This window comes from Streptomyces sp. NPDC038213 (genome assembly GCF_055600495.1).
In genome coordinates, this window is the sequence record NZ_JBVJYM010000019.1 from 61,307 (window position 1) to 78,111 (window position 16,805).

A 16,805-nucleotide genomic window follows, 5' to 3' on the forward strand; every position below is an offset into this window, starting at 1 on the left:
GACCCCCTGCACCCACCCTCCACGTGCGATGAGAAGATCACCAGATGCCCGAAACCACCCCGTTCATCACCGACCGCTGGCCGATCGCCCCTTCTGCGGAGACCGACTGGCTCGAGGAGCTGGCGGGGTGCGGCGTCCTGGGGTTCCTGCCCCCCGCGCACCCGGACGCCGCCTGGGTCCTCAACGCGATGTACGAACACCCGCAGGCCCCTGCCGACGTGTCCTACGACGACGTCCACCGCGCCCGCCTCGCGGACGGGACGGCGGCACCGTTCACCCTCGCCGGGATCGACTGGAACACGGTAGGCACCGCCACCGGCGGGGGTCTCGGCCGCGCCGAGCACCCCGGCCCCGGCTGGCAGCGGCTGCGCTGGTCGGAGCTGTCCCGGCGGACGGGCGACCCGATCGTGCCGGAGGGCCTGCTCCCCTCCTACCACTGCTTCCCCTCCGCCCGTACGGAAGGGAGCTGGCCGCTGTCCTTCGCACCGCCCACGGAAGGCAGCCTCGACCGCCCCACCTGGGACCGCCTGGTCGACGTGCTCATCGACCACAGCCCGGCCGGCCCGGACACCCGCTGCCTGGCCTACTACAACCCGCTCATGCTCCCGGACGTCGACGTCGACAACCTGCACGTCCGCTCCGGGAGCCTGGGTGACGCCAAGGCTCTCTATGACAACCCCGAGGTGGACTACAGCCCGTCCAACCTCTGGGCCGCCGACCACTCGTGGATCGTCGGCACCGACTACGACTTGTGGGCCACGAAGGTCGCCGGCCCCACCCCCCTGATCGAGGCCCTCCTCACCGACCCCGACCTGGAGGCCGTCCGCCTGCCGTGGGCCCCCTGACTGCGGCCATGCCCCGCAGGCCGCCGCGGCCCGACCGTCAGCCGTGGCGGGCGCGAACGGACCCGATGCTGCCACGCGTTCACGGTGCACGAGGCGGAGCAGGTCGACAATTTCTACGCCCCGCGGACGACGCCAAGCTGGAGCGGAAGAAGAACCCGCCGGAGGGGGAGAAGAACTCGACCGCTTCGACGGGCTCCCTGCCGGCCCTCGTCCTCGCCTTCGAAGGCGAGCGTCCGTACAACTACGCCGGCGCCTTCCAGGCGCCGATCGATGAGAACCCGTCCCAGAAGGGCGGCGAGGGCCCCGCCGGACCGGCGGCCGTCCGCCGGCTTCTGAAGCACCACGCCTTCGTCTCCGAGCGCAGGCCCGACATGAGGGCGAGCCGCGTCCTGACCTACGACCCGCAGATCGGCTCCCTGCTGGACACCCCCGAAGTCCCGCGCTGCGCCTCCCCCGTGCCCTCAGCCCGGGAGCTGACGGCGTGACGCACGTGCTGCTGGTACGGCTCGCCGCCCCCTCCAGTCCTGGGGGGCGGTGTCCCGGTTCTCACGGCGCCACACCCACCGCCGGCTGCCGATCCGGTCTCCGGAGCCCTGGTCTCCAGCGAGCCTTCCGTTCGACCATGGTCACCGAGCGCTGGTACCTGTCCGATGCGACCTTCCTCGTCGGCCTCCAGCACGAGAACGCGGACTGGCTGGAGGAGATCGGGTACGCCCTCGAACACCCGAAGCGGCTGCTGTGGCTCGGGCGGAAGTCCTGCCCGCCCTCCGGAACCCTCGCCCTCGGAGTCGTGACCGGCACGATCACGGAGGTGTTCCGGACCAAGCAGCTCCTTCCCGGGGCCGCTGTGCACGAGTCCCCCGACGCGCGGGGCTCTGCCGGCTGCCGCGTGCCGACGTGGATCGAGACCGCCCCGGGTGCCCGGGCGGCGTCCGCGGTCAAGGACCAGCCAGTCAGCTTCGCCCCGGAGCGCCGGGTCCACGCCACCCGCTGGGAAACCCGTACGCGCATCACCATCCCCGCGACCGCAGACTCCTGGGAGAAGTTCGTCCTGTGACCACGGAACGCTCCTCCTCCCCCGCCCGGTTCGTCACCACCCATGCCGTCCTCACCCTCAACGCCCACCACCCTGTCGTCGCCAAGTCCCTGGTCGACGCCCAGGAGATGCACAGGACCGTGATGAGCGGGTTCCGCGGCTGGGTGGCGGACGGGGACCCGGACGCCCGCGCGCAGATAGGCGTCCTGTCGACCTGGTCGGTGGACTTGAAGGCAGCCGCGCTCGTCCTGGTCGTGGAGTCCTCCGTGCCCGGCGACTGGACCCGCATCCCCCGAGACCCTGACCGTCCGCATGCTTCCGACGGTCTCCAGCTCCACCACCCGCAAGGGGCTGCGCATCGCCCGCGCAGAAATCCGCGGCTCGCTCACGGTCACCGACCCCGAGGCTTTCGTACGGACCCTCACGAACGGCCTGGGGCACGGGCGCGCGTACAGCTGTGGCCTGATCCTGACCCGGTGAAATTCAACCGCCCTTCGGGGTCTCAATAATGTGCACCGCTCTCCCGGCCCCCGGCTCATTCACCCGAGTTGGGGGCTTTCCCCATGGAAAGATATACGTATTCATGCAGTCCCCTGCGTTCTTGCCTCCGGCGGAAATTCATATGTGGCTCCCATTTGTCGCAACAGGATGTGTCGAAGCCGCCCACCCCCACATCAACTCGCTACTGTCATGGTGCAGGGAACCCTGGGACCGGGTTCCTGCACACTCTGCACTCGCTTTGGCCTTTGCGAATATCGGCCTTATTCCTCTGGCGTTGACACATGCTCAACTCGCCGCTCAACCTCATGCCGCGCATATGGCACAAGGAGGGTCAGCCAGCGCACCGATGCCTCCCCATACTCCCTCGTGCTATCCCTGGTCACATGCCTACCAGGCACTGGCCTCAGCCAGGGAGGCCCAGCAGGCGCTGGGCCTCATCAGGTGCCAGCAAGCGCCGGCACAACGTAGTCAGCACACCTCATGGCGCAAAGCCCAGCGACAGGCCCGGATCGCATGAGGTGTGGAAAGCTCCGGCCATGACCCGCATGGCGCGGTCGAAATTCTCACGCCGCTCTTCACCGATCTTTCCGCTACCCGAGATTCACCCAAGGCCGTACCCTCTCTGCTCTCCAAATTCGCGGAGCTTCACCCGTTTGCGGTCAATGTGGATCCACCTTTGACACGGGAGATCCGGGAGGCTGGTATCGGCTATACCCGTATTTACACTGCTGACTGGCCACCCCAGTCTGTTATCGTGCACGCACTGCTCAATCAAGCCGCCGGCGAGCAGCCAGAACAAGAACTCAGGTGGCTCGAATTCGAACTCGGGAATCGTGGGGTCCGCTACATGCCCCATTCGGCAGTAGCTGTTCTGTATGCCGCTCTGGGTGACGTGCAACGCGCTGTCTTCGTTGCGACTCAGCACCCTGAGCCGCTGGGACGTGCCGCTGCGCTTGGTGCCTTCACTGTGGCGGTCCAGGACCTTGCTCTCGCTCTGGCACCCCTTGGGCCTCCGGGAGACGAAGAACTTCGAGATGCTCGGGAGCTGGTCGGGCAAGTGGTCGAGAGAACTGGGTGGTACTACGCACTCCCTGGACTTGCCCGGGTTGAGCCGGAGGCCCTTGGACCCCTTTTGGATGCGGCGTTCTCGTAGGTGGAGGTTCAGGCGAATCCTGCAAGCGGCGGGGGAAGGTGCCGGGCTGGGGTGGGGGCCGGGTGCGGGGTGGGTGGGTGTTCGGGGTTTGGTCGCTTCGGTCGCTTGGGTCGCTCGGGGTGTTTCGGTCGCTGGTGGGTTGACCGTTCGGTCGCTGTCGGCGGCTTCAGTCGCTTGGGTCGCTGCACCTCAGAGGGGCAGCGACTGAACCGCGAGCGACTCAGATGGTTCAGTCGCTGCTTCAGTCGCTAGGTGTTTGTGCAGGTCAGAGGCTATGCAGGGGGTTCTTAGCGACCGAAGCGACTGAAGTTCCCACATATGAAGACATTGGCGTGCGCGTGTGCGTGTCATAGATGGGACCCTTGAGTCGCTTCAGTCGCTATTCTAGTGTGTGGACACGGTCTGAGCTGCGGAAACGGGTCAGCGACTGAAGCAGCGACTGAAAACCTTGAGTCGCTGGCGTCTACGCGTTCAGTCGCTGTGGGGTGAGGGGGCGGACCGGGTGGGAGGGAGTGGGTCGCTTCGGTCGCTGCTTTGTCACCCGAACGCCACGCCGACACACTCCCATCCGAAGGCGTGATCGTCCGCTAGTGTTGCCTTGCCCCATTGTTGAGTTTCAGTCGCTTCGGTCGCTGTTGGAGTCGCACATGCCCCCTGAGCTGCAGTTTTTGTGCAGCGACCGAAGGGCCGGCTCAGTCGCTGAGGGACAGGAAGCCCCGTGAACCGCCGCGCCGCAGGATTCGACACGCCCGAGAGCCGCACCATTGCACGCTGGTGTGCCGAGAAGGGCTGGCCCGTGCACCCGCTTGCTGCGGGCCAGAAGACTCCGCCGAAGAACTGCATGCTCTGCCAGGGGCACGGACACCAGCCTGCCGAGTGCGAGTGCATCCCGGCCGGGCGCTGGTGCCACGGTTTCCATGCCGCGACCACCGACCAGGTCCGGATCGAGAGCTGGTGGGGGGCTCAGCCGCTGATGGGTGTGGGGGTGGCGACGGGTCCGGCCGGGCTCGTCGTGATCGACGTGGATGCGCACGGCGGGGACGTGCCGGCCCGTGACCGGATCCTGCCTGGGATTCCCATCGGGGAGTACGTGGACCTGCGGGGGCTGGAGAACGGCTACCACACGCTCGCGTTGCTCGCTGCGCTGCGCGGTGCCCAGGACCCGGCGTGGGACGAGGACACGATGAGGGTGCGGACGCCTTCGGGAGGACTGCACCTCTGGTACCGGGCTGGCGAGGGACGGGCGTGGCAGTGCTCGGCCGGCAGCAGTCGTACGCGTGCGCTGGCTTGGCAGGTCGACGTACGGGCGACCGGCGGGTACGTCGTCGCGCCGGGAAACGTGACCAAGCAGGGGGCGTACGAGCTGCTCGGACCGTGCCGGACGCCTGCGGAGCTGCCGGGGTGGCTGGCGGAAGAGCTCGTCAGGACAGGGCATTTGGTGAAGAACGAGCGGGAGGGCGGCACGACGGGCGCGGTGGTGAAGGCGCGCGCCAAGTCGGGCCGAGGGGCTGTGGGGGCCGCTGAGGGGCTTTCGGGGCGTCGGAGGGTTCGTACGCCCGGGACGGGAGTTGAGGGGCTCCAGCGGGCCTCCAAGGGCTCTGTGGGGGCGCAGAAGGCTGCTGTGGCGGCGCTGACGACCGTGCTGAGCGAGGTTGCCGAGTGCCGGAGCCAGAGCCAGGGCACCGGTTTCTCCGAGAAGTTGAACCGTGCCGCGTACACCGTCGGCGGGCTCGTCGCCGCCGGGCACCTCTCCGAGGACGCCGGTGCCGAGGCCCTGCGCGCCGCCGCCGAGCACGCCCGTCCCGGCCAGGAGGCCAGGGCCCGGCAGATCATCACCAGCGGTATGAACGCCGGTCGCACGAAGCCCTTGTACGCCGGAGGCCGCGGATGAACCGGTTCGACGGCTCCGGGGCGGGCACGGGTGCGGGGGCCGGTTCGGACGGCGGCGGTGCGGACTTCGACCCGGTCGCGGTCGCGCGGCAGATCCTGGCCGGACCGCCGCAACAGCTCGAACTGCCCGCCCAGCACGCCCCCGAGGAGGAGGCGGCGCACGGCGCAGGAGAGGATGGGGGCCCCGCGGGTGCGGAGGGGCTGGAGGGGGACGTCGGGTTCGTGATGGAGGGGGAGCTCTTCCCCGTTGCGGGAGTTGTGCCTCCCGGGACGGGACAGGTTGCCGGGCAGGGGTCGGGGCAGTTCGTCGTCCAGGCCCAGGCGCAGGGACAGGCCGGGGGGCAGGGTTCGGGTTCGCCGGCCGGCTCCGGTGGTTCTGGTTCCGGGTCGGGTACGGGTGCTGGTCCAGGTGTCGGCTCGGGTGCCGGGTTCTCCGTGCCCGCGCCTGCCCAGGCACCGGCATCGGCGGCGCCCGCAGCGGCTGCTGGGGGGACGGCATCAGGCGGGTCCCGCGGGCGGGTTCAGGCGCAGGCGCAGACCCTGCCCCCGGTGCCCGGTACCCCGCGCGGGCTGATGCCCGACAGTCTCACCGACCGCGGCAACGCCAAGCTGTTCGTACGGCTCTACGGGCGCGAGTACCGGCACGTGCCCGGCCTCGGCTGGTACCGGTGGTGCGGGCACCGCTGGGAGCTCGACGAGGACGACACCGTCATGTGGGCCGCCGGCGAGATGGCCGAGCAGCTCACCGACCACGACCCCGAGGGCCTCTACACCACGACCAACCTGCGCCAGCACCGCCGCCGCGCGCTGTCCACCTCCGGGATGAAGGCCATGCTCATGCAGGCCAAGTCCGCCCCGGGGATGGTGCTGAGCGCGACGCAACTGGACGCCGATCCGTACGCGCTGTGCACCCCCGGCGGGGTCGTCGACCTGCGCACCGGGGTGATCCACGCGCCGGACCCGGGCAAGCACTACCACTCCCGGGCGACCTCCGTGGCGCCCGAGGACATCCCGACCCCGCGCTGGCAGCTGTTCCTCGAGGACACCTTCGGCGACGACGCGGAGGGCAAGGAGGTCATCAGCTTCCTGCACCTGCTGCTCGGTTACTCGATCACCGGTGATGTCGGCGCGCAGATCATGCCGTTCCTGTACGGGATGGGCAAGAACGGCAAGTCCGTGCTGCTCGACGTGATGGTCAAGCTGCTCGGGGACTACGCGGACGCCGCGCCGCCCGGCTTCCTGATGGCCAAGCCCTTCGAGGGGCACCCGACCGACCTCGCCGAACTCCACGGGCGGCGCGTGATCGTGTGCTCCGAACTCAAGCCCGGCGACCGGTTCGACGAGGCGCGGGTCAAGCTGCTGACCGGTGGCGACCGGATCAAGGCGCGGCGGATGCGCCAGGACTTCTTCAGCTTCGACCCGACGCACAAGCTGTGGCTGCTCGGCAACCACCGCCCCGAAGTGGGCACCGGCGGCTTCGCGTTCTGGCGGCGCATGAGGCTGATCCCGTTCGAGCGGGTCGTGCCCGACCACCGCAAGGTGGACAACCTGGCCGACGCGCTCGTCCACGAGGAGGGGCCGGGCATCCTGGCCTGGCTGATCTCGGGCGCGCGCCGGTACCTTGCCGGGGAGAAGGACCTCACGGGGCCCGACCGGGTCCGGATCGCGACGACCGCCTACGCCGAGACAGAGGACCACATGGGTCGCTTCATCAGCGAGGCCTGCGTCCTGCAGATGGGCTTGCGTGCCGAACAGGCCACGATGTATCAGGCGTACCGGCAGTGGTGTGCCGACGAAGGGGCGAACCCGGTGACCTCGCGCGCGTTTGCGGCGCGGGTCCGGGAAACCCTCGGAATGAGCAGCCCGAAGGGCATGCTCACGTCCAACCAGAGGAAGTACTACCCGGGGATCGGCCTCCTCGCCGACCCGGACCATGAGGAGGAGGGTACGTGAGCGCGCTTATCGAACCCCAGCAGATCGCTCACGAATCCGAGATCGTCTGGCTCGAGCCCATCGACGGTCTCGACTACGTACGGCAGAGCCTGGACCGGCTGCAGAACCGCCGGGGCCGGCCGCCGTACCACCGCGACGGCCGGATGGTCGGGTACGCGACCCTCGCCTCGAGCGCCCGTGCCTCCCGCGCCTCGGGCACCTTCCTGCGCCGGGTGTTCTGGCTCCTCCCCCACGACCGGGACCAGCAGCCGGACGGCAGCTACGCGTCGAGCTCGCCCTCGGAGGCGATCGATCCGCGGACGATCTCGCCGAAGGTGACCGGGCACAAGACGCAGCGGTCGGCGGGTCCGCCGTCCCCGGCGATGCGCGAGCTGGGGATAACGCTTCCGGAGAAGTGAGCGGAGCGGGCCTGCGGCTCGAAAGCCGCCGGTTCGGAAACGGTCGCCTCACGCACCCTGTTCGGTCGGCTGTGGCGTCCGTACGATCGGGAACCCTCGTGATCTGACACGGAGGGGGACCGTGGTGAGCGCAGAGAACACCGATCTGGCGGTACGCGCGTTAGGCCTGCTGGAGCAGGCCGGCGGCGAACCCGGCGCGTCGCGGCATCTGATGAGGCTCCGCGTGCTCGTGGAGGACCGCTTGCGGACCACCGAGCTGGGGGCTGCCGCGCTGGCCCGGCTGAGGGCGGAACCGGGCGAGGGGGCACTCGCGATCGCCGTCACCGTCCTGGCCGACGAGATCCTGCGGGACGAGGCCTATGCCTGGGTCCTGGCCGAGGCGGTCGACTCCGGGGGCGGGGGGTCGGACGGCTCCCCCGGTGCGGCGGCCCTGCCGCCTCTGGTCCCCTCCCCTACCGCGACGGGGCAGAACCCGCATCCTCAACCACCCCCACCGGTGCAGCCGCACGTCCAGAGCATGCCGGCCTATCCCCCGCTGAAGTTCCCTCCGCAGGCTGCCCAGGTGCCGCGGTCCCCGGGTCTGACCCCTCCTTCGGCCGACGGTTCATGGCCCTGGCACGGAGCGACCGACTTCACGACACTTCAGGTGCGTCCCCCACTCCCTCCGCATATGAGGAACAGGGTGCTGTGGGTCTGGCTCCTCGGACTGCCGGCCGTCTTCGTCATCAGCCTGGGGTTCGTGCTGGTCGCCGAGTTGACCGGTCACTTCTTCTTCGCCCTCCCCTTGGCGGTGCTGGGCGGGCTCGTGTCGCTCGGAGGATCCGTGGTGTGGGCGGTCGTGCTGCTGCGGCGGCACACCAGCGCCGGGCTGGTGGCTGCCGCCATCGTGAACGGGCTCCTCTTCCTCCTGTTCTTCCTCAGCCGCTTCCTCGTCTGAACGGCTCAGCGGGGACGCCCAGGCCGGATCGTGGCGGTCCCGGCTCGTGAGCCGGGCGAGCAGGTGGTCGGCCGCGGGCTGTGCGGTGTCGCGCGTGGCGCCGAGCGAGATGAGCGCGGCGGTGACTCGGTTCCCGGCGGTGGCCGGGAGGTCCGGCTCGTTGAGGAGGGGCAGGAGCAGGAGGAGACGGGCCTCCGGATCCTGTACCCCGTCGGTCGTGCTCGCCGATGCGGTCGCGCTCGCCGTTCCGGTGGAGGCATCCGCGATGCGGATCAGCTCCTGCCACGCCAGCCCCGGCCCGGACCGCTCCCCCTCCCAACTGGCGGCGTGCTCGGGCTGGGTGCGGCCCGGGTGGGTGAGGAGGTAGTCGATGCCGTACTCCCCCGGGAGGTTCCGCCAGACCACCGTGACCCCGGTGCCGCCCTGCACCGGCAGCCGGAAGACCGGCCAGGCATCGGGGTCACAGAGGACTTCGGACAGGGCATCGGCATCGGCCTCGTCCTCCCCGGTCCATTCGGGGGTCGCGCTCTCCGCGTCCGGCTCTCCGGCGTAGATGGCCATGAGGTGGTTGAACCAGAACCCGGGGCGCGCCATCAGCCCCTCCCCCGCGACGAGCGGGCCTCCGTCGTATCCCTCGATCAGCATCCCCGGATCCTGCCACCCCCCGGTGAGCGGTTGGGCTGCGGAGTGGGCGGAGGGCTCCGGCCTCATCTTCAAAACCCGGTTTTGAAAGGGGCGAGGGTCGAGGGGCGAGGGGTGAGGGGTGAGAGGCGAGGGGTGAGGAGTGTGCGGGGAGTCGGGGGTGGGGGATTTCAAAACCCGGTTTTGAAGAGGGGTGGCTGAGGGGCGTCCCGGGTGGGCTCTGAGGATGGCTGGGCGGCGGCGCGATGGGTGCGGGTGGGTGTGAGTTCAAAACCGGGTTTTGAGAATCGGGGTGGAGTGACCCCTCCCCCACTCCCCCACCCGACGGATCCGGTGGGCTTCGTGGGGGCGGTTTCAAAACCCGGTTTTGAGTTGGGTGGGTGCGAGGGGGCTGGAGGGGTGTGAGGGGGCCATGAGGGGGGGTGGGGAAATGGTCTGGAGGGAGGGGCTGGGAGGACGTACGGTCGTGATCATGAATGAGACGACAACCTCCGGAGGGGCGGTTCAGGGTGGGGCCGGGTCCACTCCCCCGCTTCTGACCCGTTGCGCGGAGGCCGAGACCTGTGCCGACCCGAGCAGTGTGATGACGCTGCTCGGGGAGTCGGGGGCCGCCGGGGACGCGGGTGGGTTCACGAGTTACCGGTCCACGTTCGCCGAAGGTGCGGTCGGCGCTCCCGCCCACTTCCACACCAAGGCGACCGAGCTGTTCTTCGTGATCAGTGGATCCCTGCGGGTGCTCGTGGGCGAGGAGGTCAGCGTGTTGAACGCCGGCGACTTCCTCGCCGTACCCCCGCACACCCCGCACGCTTTCGCCGCCGCCCCCGGATCCGAGGCGGACGTGCTGTTCGTGTTCACCCCGGGCATGGGCCGGTTCGACTACCTCCGGCTGCTGAGCCGGGTGCTGCGCGGCGAGGCTGATCCGAGTGAGATCGCCGCGTCCGGCGAGCGCTACGACAACCACTACGTGGACAGTCCGGTGTGGCGTGCAGAGCTGGAGGGTTCCGCGGCATGAGTGGTGGACTGGGTGATGGCCGGGTGGCGGACCAGGTAGTGGGGCCCGGGATTCATGTGCGGGTTGCTCGGCCTACGCGGGATCTTGCCGCGGCCGAGCGTTTCTACGTGGACGGCCTCGGGCTCGAGGTGCAGTGGCGGACCACTGAGCGGGTCCCCGGGAAGCACGATCTGCTGATGGTCGGTCCGGTTGGCGGTTCCTGGCACTTCGAGCTGACCCATGATCCGGAGAACCCGATCGAGCCCACGCCGACCGTCGAAGACCTGTTCGTCCTCTATCTCGGCGGGCCCGTGGACGAGTCGCTCGTGGCCCGGCTGGTTGCCTCGGGCGGTACGCGGGTCTCGAACCACAACCCGTACTGGGACGAGTTCGGGGTGACCGTCGAGGATCCGGACGGGTACCAGCTCGTGCTGAGCACCCGTACCTGGGGCTGAGGCAGGGCGGCGGAGACGTGGGAAGGGGGCTGTTTTCAAAACCGGGTTTTGAAGACAGCCCCCTTCTTTGGCTCCGGGCCGCTCGGTCAGCCGCTCGGTCAGCCGCTCGGCCCAGCCGCTTGGCTCAGCGGCAGAGCGCTTCGATCGCCGCGCTGAAGCCCGCGAACTCTGCCTTGGCGGCCGAGGTCACCTCGGCGGCGGACTGCCGGCGTCCGGCGGCGTACTGCTCGGCGAGGGCGGTCAGGGCCGGGGCGGGGGTGCCTTCCGTGCTCCCGAACTCCACTGCCTCCATCGGGCCCACGCCGCCCGCGAGGAGCCAGAGGAACGCGGCCAGGTCGCAGGCGACGGGGCCCGTGGCGCCCTCCGAGCCGAGGAAGACCACCGGCTGTTCGTCCAGTGGGCGGCCTTCGCGGACCATCCAGAAGGCGGCGTAGCCTCCGGTGCCGTCCTGCCCGAACACCCGGAAGGCCCCGCCCTCGGCCTCGGTGTTGCCGGTCCAGGCCTGGATCCAGTCGGCGGTCTCGTCCGCGGACATGAACGCGTCGAAGGGTTCGTAGTCGATGGAGGTCGGGGCGGCGTCCGCATCCGCTTCCTCGGCTTCGTCGCCGTACGAGTAGGGGATCTCGATGCGGGAGAGGGCGATGAGGGCCGGGGGGAAGGTCCGGTCGGTGGGGAGGGCGGGGGCCGCGGGGGAGTGCTCTTCTCGGGTGGTCACGGGGGGAGGTTAGGGGATGGGCCCGGCAGGGACCGCGGCGGGAGGGGGGCGGGGAAGGGACGAGGAGGGCATGGGAGGGCGCGGGGGTGGGGATCAACACCGGCTGCTCGGAGCGGTTTTTCAAAACCCGGTTTTGAAAGCGGAGGCCCAGACCGCCACTTCGGCGCCTGATGTGCCGTATTTCTCACGAAAGTGACACGGTTTTCCGCGGTGCGAGATTCCGACGAAACTCCTTGACGTGCAATGCTGTCCAGGTCCGCAGTACCGGCCCCCGTGGCTGGGAAGCACACGGAATCCAAATGGAGAACCATCCATGGCACGCATCACTGCCGTCATCAACCGCAAGGGTGGGGTCGGCAAGTCGACCCTCACCGTCAACATCGCCGCCGTCGCGGCCGAGGTCCTGGGCGAGGCTCCGTCGGGGGAGCCCGACTACGTGGTCGCCGTTTCCAGCGACCCGCAGGGTTCGGCGACCTGGTGGTCGGAGCGGGTGGGCAACGACCTCCCCTTCTCCTTCATCCAGACCAAGTCCCGCAAGGACCTGACCTATTTCCCCGATCTGAAGAAGACCCGCAAGGTCAAGCACGCCTTCATCGACACCCCCGGCTGGATGGACCTGCCGGAGGACGAGGTGCAGCAGGCCGGCGACCCCTTCGGCGACAGTGCGGCGGCCGACGCCATGCGCGCCGTGCTCGCCAACGCCGACGACCTGATCATCCCCGTCGAGCCCGAGCCGCTCGGCTTCATCCCGACCCAGACCACCATCGAGGAAGTCGTCAAGCCGCTGGGCCTGCCGTACTGGGTGGTCATCAACAACTGGGATCCGCGTGACGGAATGGCCGACCTGGAGGACACCCGGGCCTTCATCGAGGGCAGCGGCTGGAACCTCGCCAACACCGTGATCCGCCACTACAAGGTCCATGCACGCGCTGCCGTCGAGGGCACCGTCGTGACCCGTTACAAGAAGAACCGCGTGGCCATGGAGGCCCGTGAGGACTTCTACAAGCTCGCCCTGGAGATCGGAGCGGGGGCCAAGCGTCGATGAGCAAGCGCACCAACTTCGCCAGCCTGATCGGCGACAAGGCCGCGGCGGCTGCCGCGGGCGGCGGGGGAGAACCCGAGAAGAAGCTCCCGCCGAACTCGGCCCTCATGCACACCCTCGTCGGCAACCCCGACAACCCGCGGGGGGAGGGGGAGTACAGCACCGATGACCCCGGGTTCGAGGAGCTGATGGCCACCCTCCGGGAGGTCGGGCAGCTCCAGCCGGTCGCGGTGGTCTCGCGCGAGGTGTTCCTGCGGCTCAAGCCGCAGCATGCCAAGGCGGTCGGTACGGCGGACTGGGTGGTCGTCAACGGCAACCGCCGCCATGCGGCCGCCCGCCAGCTCGGCTGGACCCGCCTCGACATCAAGGTGCAGGATCACCTCGGTGATGGTAAGGGCCTCCTCGACGAGGCCGTCATCATCGAGAACATCCACCGCAAGGCCATCGAGCCCTGCAAGGAGGCGGCGTTCCTCCAGGGGCTGGTCGAGCGGTACGGGTCCCAGGACAAGGTGGCCCAGCGCATCGGCAAATCGCAGATGTACGTCTCGCACCGGCTCTCCCTGCTGAGGCTGGCGCCGGAACTCCAGCACCGGGTGGACGCGGGCACGTTCAAGCTGAAGGCGGCCCGGGAGCTGGCCGCCCGGACGGCGGACCACGAGGAGCAGCGGGCCCAGTTCGCGGAGCACCTGCGGCAGTCCCAGCTGCCGAAGCCGGTGCCTCAGCCGGCCGCGCAGCCGGCGGCCGCTCCGGCGGCTGCGGTTCAGGAGCCTGCGGTGCAGCCGCCTGCGGTTCAGGAGGCGGCGGCTCCGGTTTCGGCTGCGGCTCCGGCATCGGCGGAGGTTCCCGTGGCGCCGGTCGCTCCGGTCGCTTCGGTCGCTCCTGTGGAGCAGGTTCCCGTGGCTCAGGAGCCCGTGGTTCCCGCTGAAGCGGGGACTCCGGTTCAATCGGCGACTCCGGTCGCTTCGGTCGCTCCGGTCGCTCCCGCAGATCCGGACGTACCGGCTGAGGCGGTCGTTCCGGCTTTCGTCCCCGCACCCGTGGTGAAGCCGCGGACCGCGGAGCCCGAGACCGGGGGAGTGGTGGACGATGTGCTGCCGCTGCTGTCGGCCGTACTGGACGTCGTCCACACGCCGGAGGATCTGGTCAACGGCCTCCGTGCGCTGACGGACAGCTCGTACCGGCAGCGGGTCGCCGAGCTTCTGCTGGACCAGCTGTAAAGCGGATGGTCGTTAAGTAGCACCAAGTTCAAAACCCGGTTTTGAAAAATATGGCCCGCAGGCCTCTCCGGAGGCCTGCGGGCCATCTGCGTGGGGTGGGAGGTCGTACAGAAAGGGCTGTGCGGCCCCGTGAGGGCCTGTCAGGTGCCGATGGGTCGGATCATACGGACCCCATGGAGATCGGGCCTCTAAGGGGCCATTCTGCGGTTCGCTTTTCAGGTGGATTTGGCGAATTGCCGGAATCTCGGGTTGCTGGGCGGTCGGGAGGCCTGGCCGACGGGAAAATCGCTGCCGGCCTCGCGGTCGCCGCGGCACAATCCGATGATGATCGGCAACCGGATCACCCATCGCACTGCGGACGGCATCCGCATACCCGGAACCTGGCGGCCCGCTTTCATCTGCAACGGCGGCCAGTACTTCCTCACCGACCTCTTCATCTACGCGGACGCGCTGATCGACTGCTGGGGACTGGTCACCCTGGAGGAGTTCGAGGAGAAGGTGCGCACCGGTTGGGTGGCGACCAGCTTCCCGGAGGGTGCCGACGCGTCCGTCCACGAGCTGGCGGACTGGAGGTTCGGCGAGCCGGAGAGCTGGCTCACCCCCGAGTTGCTGATCGCCGAGGTCCGCGACTCCATCGACGAGTTGAACGGCCGGCCCGATTCCACCGACCGCTGCCTCGCCGCCGTCGACGTCTTCCTCGCCGACCGGACCGAGGAGAACCGCGAGGCGGTCCGGACCGCCTTCCTGGCCGTCCCCGAATCGCAACGACGCTTCGCGCTGGGCGATATGGACCGCAAGGACTGGCCGCTGCGCATCCTGGCGGCCGGGCCCGGCGGCCGGACCTACGTGTCCTTCGACGGCACGGTCACGCAGGAGGACTACGAAGGCGCACTCGCGTACTTCGAGGAGCGGGCCCGGTTGAGGGCGGCGAGGGCCGCGAGCCTGCCCGAGGACGGGCCGGCGGCATCGTACGCACCGGCCGTCCAGCTCTCCCACTCGTACCCGGGCAAGCCGGTGGCCGACCCCGGGAAGCTCGGTCTGCGCCACGACTACCCCGCCCCGATCACGTTCGCGGGCGCGGACTACCCCTCCGCCGCCCACGCCTACTGGGCCCTGTCGGCCGCCGACCCCGGGAGTCGGGACGCGATTGCGGCGGCGGGCTCCGCGGCCGCGGCGCGTACGCTCGCGGGCCGGGGAGCCCGCCGGGAGGGCTGGGAGCAGGCCCGGACCGCGGTCATGACGCGCCTGCTGCGCGCAAAGTACGAGCAGCACCCCGAGTTGGCCGAGATCCTGCTGGGGACGGACGACGCCACCGTGATCTACGGGGACGCCGACTCGGACTTCTGGGGTGACAACTCCGGGCGCGGCCGCAACTGGTCGGGGCGGCTTCTGGAGCTCGTCCGCTCGGAACTGCAGGCGCGGCGGGCGGGGATCCTGGAGGGTTGAGTGGGAGGCCCTCCCGAGAGACGGCCTAGGCGACGGCGGTGCCTTCCAGCTCGACCAACTGGCCCGGGACCGCGAGCCGGACCACCCCGAGCAGGGTGGTGGCCGGAGCTGCCGCGGCGGCGCCCAGCCGGGTGGCCAGGACGCCGTAGTGGGGCAACAGCCCGTCCACGTCGGTGGTGTAGACGTTGAGCCGGACCAGGTCCGCCAGGGTCATGTCGGCCTCGTGGAGTACGGCCTCCAGGTTGTCCAGGCTCAGGGCCAGTTGCGCGGCCATGTCGCCCTCGTGCTGCGGCTTGCCCTCGGCGGACATGGCCGTCTGCCCGGAGCAGTAGAGGGTGCGGGTGTGTCCGGAGACCAGCTCGCCCTGGTTGAAGCCCAGTTCTGCGGACCAGGTCACCGGGTTGACTGCGGTGCGTTCCATCGGCTCTTCAGCTCCGTTCCGTGCGGTGTGGTGCGGTGTGGTGCGGCACCGCGCCGGGGCGGTGCCGCTGTCCGTGGGAAGGAGCCTGCCGGGCAAACACGACACCTTCTGTCGTGTATTGGCTACGCTCTTCGGGTGCGTGCCGACCGGCTGGTCTCCCTGGTCCTGCTGCTGCGGCAGCGCGGGCGTCTGACGGCGGACGCGCTGGCCCGCGAGCTGGAGGTCTCCACCCGTACGGTGCTGCGCGATATCGAGGCGCTGTCGGCGGCCGGGGTGCCGGTGTACGCCGAGCGCGGGCGGCACGGCGGGTTCGCGCTGCTGCCGGGCTTCCGTACCGGTCTGAGCGGGCTCACCGGGCTCAACCAGGACGAGGCCCTCGCCCTGCTGACCGCCGGGGCGGGGCGCACCGGGCAGGCGCTCGGGCTCGGTTCGGCTCTCGCGTCGGCCCTGCGGAAGGTGGTCGACGCGCTGCCCGAGGGGCACCAGGCGGTGGCGGGCGATGCGGCGCAGCGGTTCCTCGTGGAGCCGGAGAGCGACCTGCTGTCGCGGCGGCGGCAGCCGGGGGAGGAGGTGCCGGCGGCGGCGATGGCCGAGATCCGGCGGGCGGTGCTGGCCGGGCGCAAGCTGCGGATCCGCTACGCGGCCGCGGGGCAGGAGCCGCGGTGGCGGACCGTGGACCCGATCGGGCTGGTCACCGTACGGGACCGGGGCTACCTGCTGGCCGTACGGGCCGGCGCCGACCGTACGTACCGGCTGTCGCGGGTGCTGGCCGCCGAGGAACTGCCCGAGGCGGCCGAGCGGCCGGAGCGCGTCGACCTGGACCGGGCCTGGCGGGAGCGCTCGGCACGGTTCCTGTCGGAGGGCCACATCGCCGTACGGGTACGGGTGCACCCGGCCCGCCGGGAGGACCTGCTGAACACCGCGGTGGCGGTACGCGCCGCCGGGGCGAATGGAGCGTGCCCGGATGCGGCGGGGCCGCAGGCCGGTTGGCCCTGCCTGGAGGCCGTGTACCAGGACCTGTGGCACGCGGAATGGGCCCTGTGGCAGCTCGGTACGGACGCGGAGGCCCTGACCCCGCCCGAGCTGCGGGAGGCCCTCCGCACCCGCGCCGCCGTGCTGGCAGCCCGCTACGGGGCGGGCGGCGCGGAGCCGTCCTGAGGGCG

Annotated in this window: 17 protein-coding genes and 1 pseudogene; 15 read left to right on the plus strand and 3 right to left on the minus strand. The window is 70.0% G+C overall.

Annotated elements, in window-relative coordinates; translation table 11 throughout:
- Window positions 1–44 precede the first annotated feature (44 nt).
- The 5 genes and pseudogenes from ACZ7JZ_RS23940 to ACZ7JZ_RS23960 all read left to right on the plus strand — a co-directional run bounded on the left by ACZ7JZ_RS23940 (window position 45) and on the right by ACZ7JZ_RS23960 (window position 2,361).
- Window positions 45–845 (plus strand): hypothetical protein, encoded by an 801-nt coding sequence (locus tag ACZ7JZ_RS23940; RefSeq protein WP_470942677.1) that lies wholly within the window; start codon window positions 45–47, stop codon window positions 843–845.
- A 65-nt stretch (window positions 846–910) separates the two neighbouring features.
- Window positions 911–1,330, plus strand: coding sequence for a hypothetical protein (locus tag ACZ7JZ_RS23945; RefSeq protein WP_470942678.1), 420 nt, complete (start codon window positions 911–913; stop codon window positions 1,328–1,330).
- Window positions 1,331–1,467: 137 nt separating this feature from the next.
- Window positions 1,468–1,902 carry a type I-E CRISPR-associated protein Cas5/CasD gene (locus ACZ7JZ_RS23950; RefSeq protein ID WP_470942680.1) on the plus strand — a complete coding sequence of 145 codons (435 nt, stop codon included), beginning with the start codon at window positions 1,468–1,470 and terminating at the stop codon, window positions 1,900–1,902.
- Between the two features lie 107 nt (window positions 1,903–2,009).
- Window positions 2,010–2,118, plus strand: a pseudogene (locus ACZ7JZ_RS23955) (type I-E CRISPR-associated protein Cas6/Cse3/CasE); the annotation flags it as partial.
- A gap of 75 nt (window positions 2,119–2,193) precedes the next feature.
- A complete protein-coding gene (locus ACZ7JZ_RS23960; RefSeq protein WP_470942682.1) occupies window positions 2,194–2,361 on the plus strand; it encodes a type I-E CRISPR-associated protein Cas6/Cse3/CasE in 168 nt (55 codons plus the stop codon).
- 622 nt (window positions 2,362–2,983) lie between these two features.
- Here the strand turns inward: ACZ7JZ_RS23960 and ACZ7JZ_RS23965 are convergent.
- Complete coding sequence (locus ACZ7JZ_RS23965; protein WP_470942684.1) at window positions 2,984–3,439, minus strand: hypothetical protein; 456 nt, start codon at window positions 3,437–3,439, stop codon at window positions 2,984–2,986.
- An 814-nt stretch (window positions 3,440–4,253) separates the two neighbouring features.
- Between ACZ7JZ_RS23965 and ACZ7JZ_RS23970 the strand changes: the two genes are divergently transcribed.
- From ACZ7JZ_RS23970 to ACZ7JZ_RS23995, 6 genes are all read left to right on the plus strand, one after another.
- Window positions 4,254–5,426, plus strand: a complete 1,173-nt coding sequence (locus ACZ7JZ_RS23970; RefSeq protein WP_470942686.1) for a bifunctional DNA primase/polymerase — start codon at window positions 4,254–4,256, stop codon at window positions 5,424–5,426.
- A gap of 572 nt (window positions 5,427–5,998) precedes the next feature.
- Window positions 5,999–7,378 carry a DNA primase family protein gene (locus ACZ7JZ_RS23975; RefSeq protein WP_470942687.1) on the plus strand — a complete coding sequence of 460 codons (1,380 nt, stop codon included), beginning with the start codon at window positions 5,999–6,001 and terminating at the stop codon, window positions 7,376–7,378.
- Window positions 7,375–7,776 (plus strand): DUF6009 family protein, encoded by a 402-nt coding sequence (locus tag ACZ7JZ_RS23980; RefSeq protein ID WP_470942689.1) that lies wholly within the window; start codon window positions 7,375–7,377, stop codon window positions 7,774–7,776. Before ACZ7JZ_RS23975 ends, ACZ7JZ_RS23980 begins: the two co-directional genes overlap by 4 nt.
- A gap of 124 nt (window positions 7,777–7,900) precedes the next feature.
- On the plus strand, window positions 7,901–8,713 hold the full coding sequence (locus ACZ7JZ_RS23985) for a hypothetical protein (protein WP_470942690.1): 813 nt from the start codon (window positions 7,901–7,903) through the stop codon (window positions 8,711–8,713).
- A gap of 1,114 nt (window positions 8,714–9,827) precedes the next feature.
- Window positions 9,828–10,367, plus strand: a complete 540-nt coding sequence (locus tag ACZ7JZ_RS23990; RefSeq protein WP_470942692.1) for a cupin domain-containing protein — start codon at window positions 9,828–9,830, stop codon at window positions 10,365–10,367.
- The gene (locus ACZ7JZ_RS23995; protein ID WP_470942694.1) at window positions 10,364–10,801 is read left to right on the plus strand and encodes a VOC family protein; all 438 of its coding nucleotides are present in this window, start codon (window positions 10,364–10,366) and stop codon (window positions 10,799–10,801) included. The genes ACZ7JZ_RS23990 and ACZ7JZ_RS23995 overlap by 4 nt, the downstream gene beginning before the upstream one ends.
- Before the next feature lie 124 nt (window positions 10,802–10,925).
- Here ACZ7JZ_RS23995 and ACZ7JZ_RS24000 read toward each other — a convergent pair whose 3' ends face one another.
- On the minus strand, window positions 10,926–11,516 hold the full coding sequence (locus ACZ7JZ_RS24000) for an SMI1/KNR4 family protein (protein ID WP_470942696.1): 591 nt from the start codon (window positions 11,514–11,516) through the stop codon (window positions 10,926–10,928).
- 313 nt (window positions 11,517–11,829) lie between these two features.
- On the opposite strand from ACZ7JZ_RS24000, the gene ACZ7JZ_RS24005 reads away from it, so the two are divergent.
- The 3 genes from ACZ7JZ_RS24005 to ACZ7JZ_RS24015 all read left to right on the plus strand — a co-directional run bounded on the left by ACZ7JZ_RS24005 (window position 11,830) and on the right by ACZ7JZ_RS24015 (window position 15,221).
- Entirely contained in the window at window positions 11,830–12,561 is a 732-nt protein-coding gene (locus ACZ7JZ_RS24005; protein ID WP_470942697.1) for a nucleotide-binding protein, read from the plus strand.
- A complete protein-coding gene (locus ACZ7JZ_RS24010) occupies window positions 12,558–13,775 on the plus strand; it encodes a ParB/RepB/Spo0J family partition protein (protein WP_470942698.1) in 1,218 nt (405 codons plus the stop codon). The genes ACZ7JZ_RS24005 and ACZ7JZ_RS24010 overlap by 4 nt, the downstream gene beginning before the upstream one ends.
- 324 nt (window positions 13,776–14,099) lie before the next feature.
- Complete coding sequence (locus ACZ7JZ_RS24015) at window positions 14,100–15,221, plus strand: DUF7638 domain-containing protein (protein ID WP_470942699.1); 1,122 nt, start codon at window positions 14,100–14,102, stop codon at window positions 15,219–15,221.
- 25 nt (window positions 15,222–15,246) lie between these two features.
- Here ACZ7JZ_RS24015 and ACZ7JZ_RS24020 read toward each other — a convergent pair whose 3' ends face one another.
- On the minus strand, window positions 15,247–15,642 hold the full coding sequence (locus ACZ7JZ_RS24020) for a RidA family protein (protein WP_470942700.1): 396 nt from the start codon (window positions 15,640–15,642) through the stop codon (window positions 15,247–15,249).
- Window positions 15,643–15,777: 135 nt separating this feature from the next.
- Between ACZ7JZ_RS24020 and ACZ7JZ_RS24025 the strand changes: the two genes are divergently transcribed.
- A complete protein-coding gene (locus ACZ7JZ_RS24025) occupies window positions 15,778–16,800 on the plus strand; it encodes a helix-turn-helix transcriptional regulator (protein ID WP_470942701.1) in 1,023 nt (340 codons plus the stop codon).
- Window positions 16,801–16,805: the final 5 nt, after the last annotated feature.

Bases quoted from the DNA above. Each gene is read 5' to 3' on its own strand.
- ACZ7JZ_RS24010 (WP_470942698.1), top strand. From the start codon at position 12,558: ATGAGCAAGCGCACCAACTTCGCCAGCCTGATCGGCGACAAGGCCGCG.
- ACZ7JZ_RS24020 (WP_470942700.1), bottom strand. From the start codon at position 15,642: ATGGAACGCACCGCAGTCAACCCGGTGACCTGGTCCGCAGAACTGGGC.
- ACZ7JZ_RS23995 (WP_470942694.1), top strand. From the start codon at position 10,364: ATGAGTGGTGGACTGGGTGATGGCCGGGTGGCGGACCAGGTAGTGGGG.
- ACZ7JZ_RS23950 (WP_470942680.1), top strand. From the start codon at position 1,468: ATGGTCACCGAGCGCTGGTACCTGTCCGATGCGACCTTCCTCGTCGGC.
- ACZ7JZ_RS23990 (WP_470942692.1), top strand. From the start codon at position 9,828: ATGAATGAGACGACAACCTCCGGAGGGGCGGTTCAGGGTGGGGCCGGG.
- ACZ7JZ_RS23940 (WP_470942677.1), top strand. From the start codon at position 45: ATGCCCGAAACCACCCCGTTCATCACCGACCGCTGGCCGATCGCCCCT.
- ACZ7JZ_RS23960 (WP_470942682.1), top strand. From the start codon at position 2,194: ATGCTTCCGACGGTCTCCAGCTCCACCACCCGCAAGGGGCTGCGCATC.
- ACZ7JZ_RS23975 (WP_470942687.1), top strand. From the start codon at position 5,999: ATGCCCGACAGTCTCACCGACCGCGGCAACGCCAAGCTGTTCGTACGG.
- ACZ7JZ_RS23945 (WP_470942678.1), top strand. From the start codon at position 911: ATGCTGCCACGCGTTCACGGTGCACGAGGCGGAGCAGGTCGACAATTT.
- ACZ7JZ_RS24015 (WP_470942699.1), top strand. From the start codon at position 14,100: ATGATCGGCAACCGGATCACCCATCGCACTGCGGACGGCATCCGCATA.
- ACZ7JZ_RS24005 (WP_470942697.1), top strand. From the start codon at position 11,830: ATGGCACGCATCACTGCCGTCATCAACCGCAAGGGTGGGGTCGGCAAG.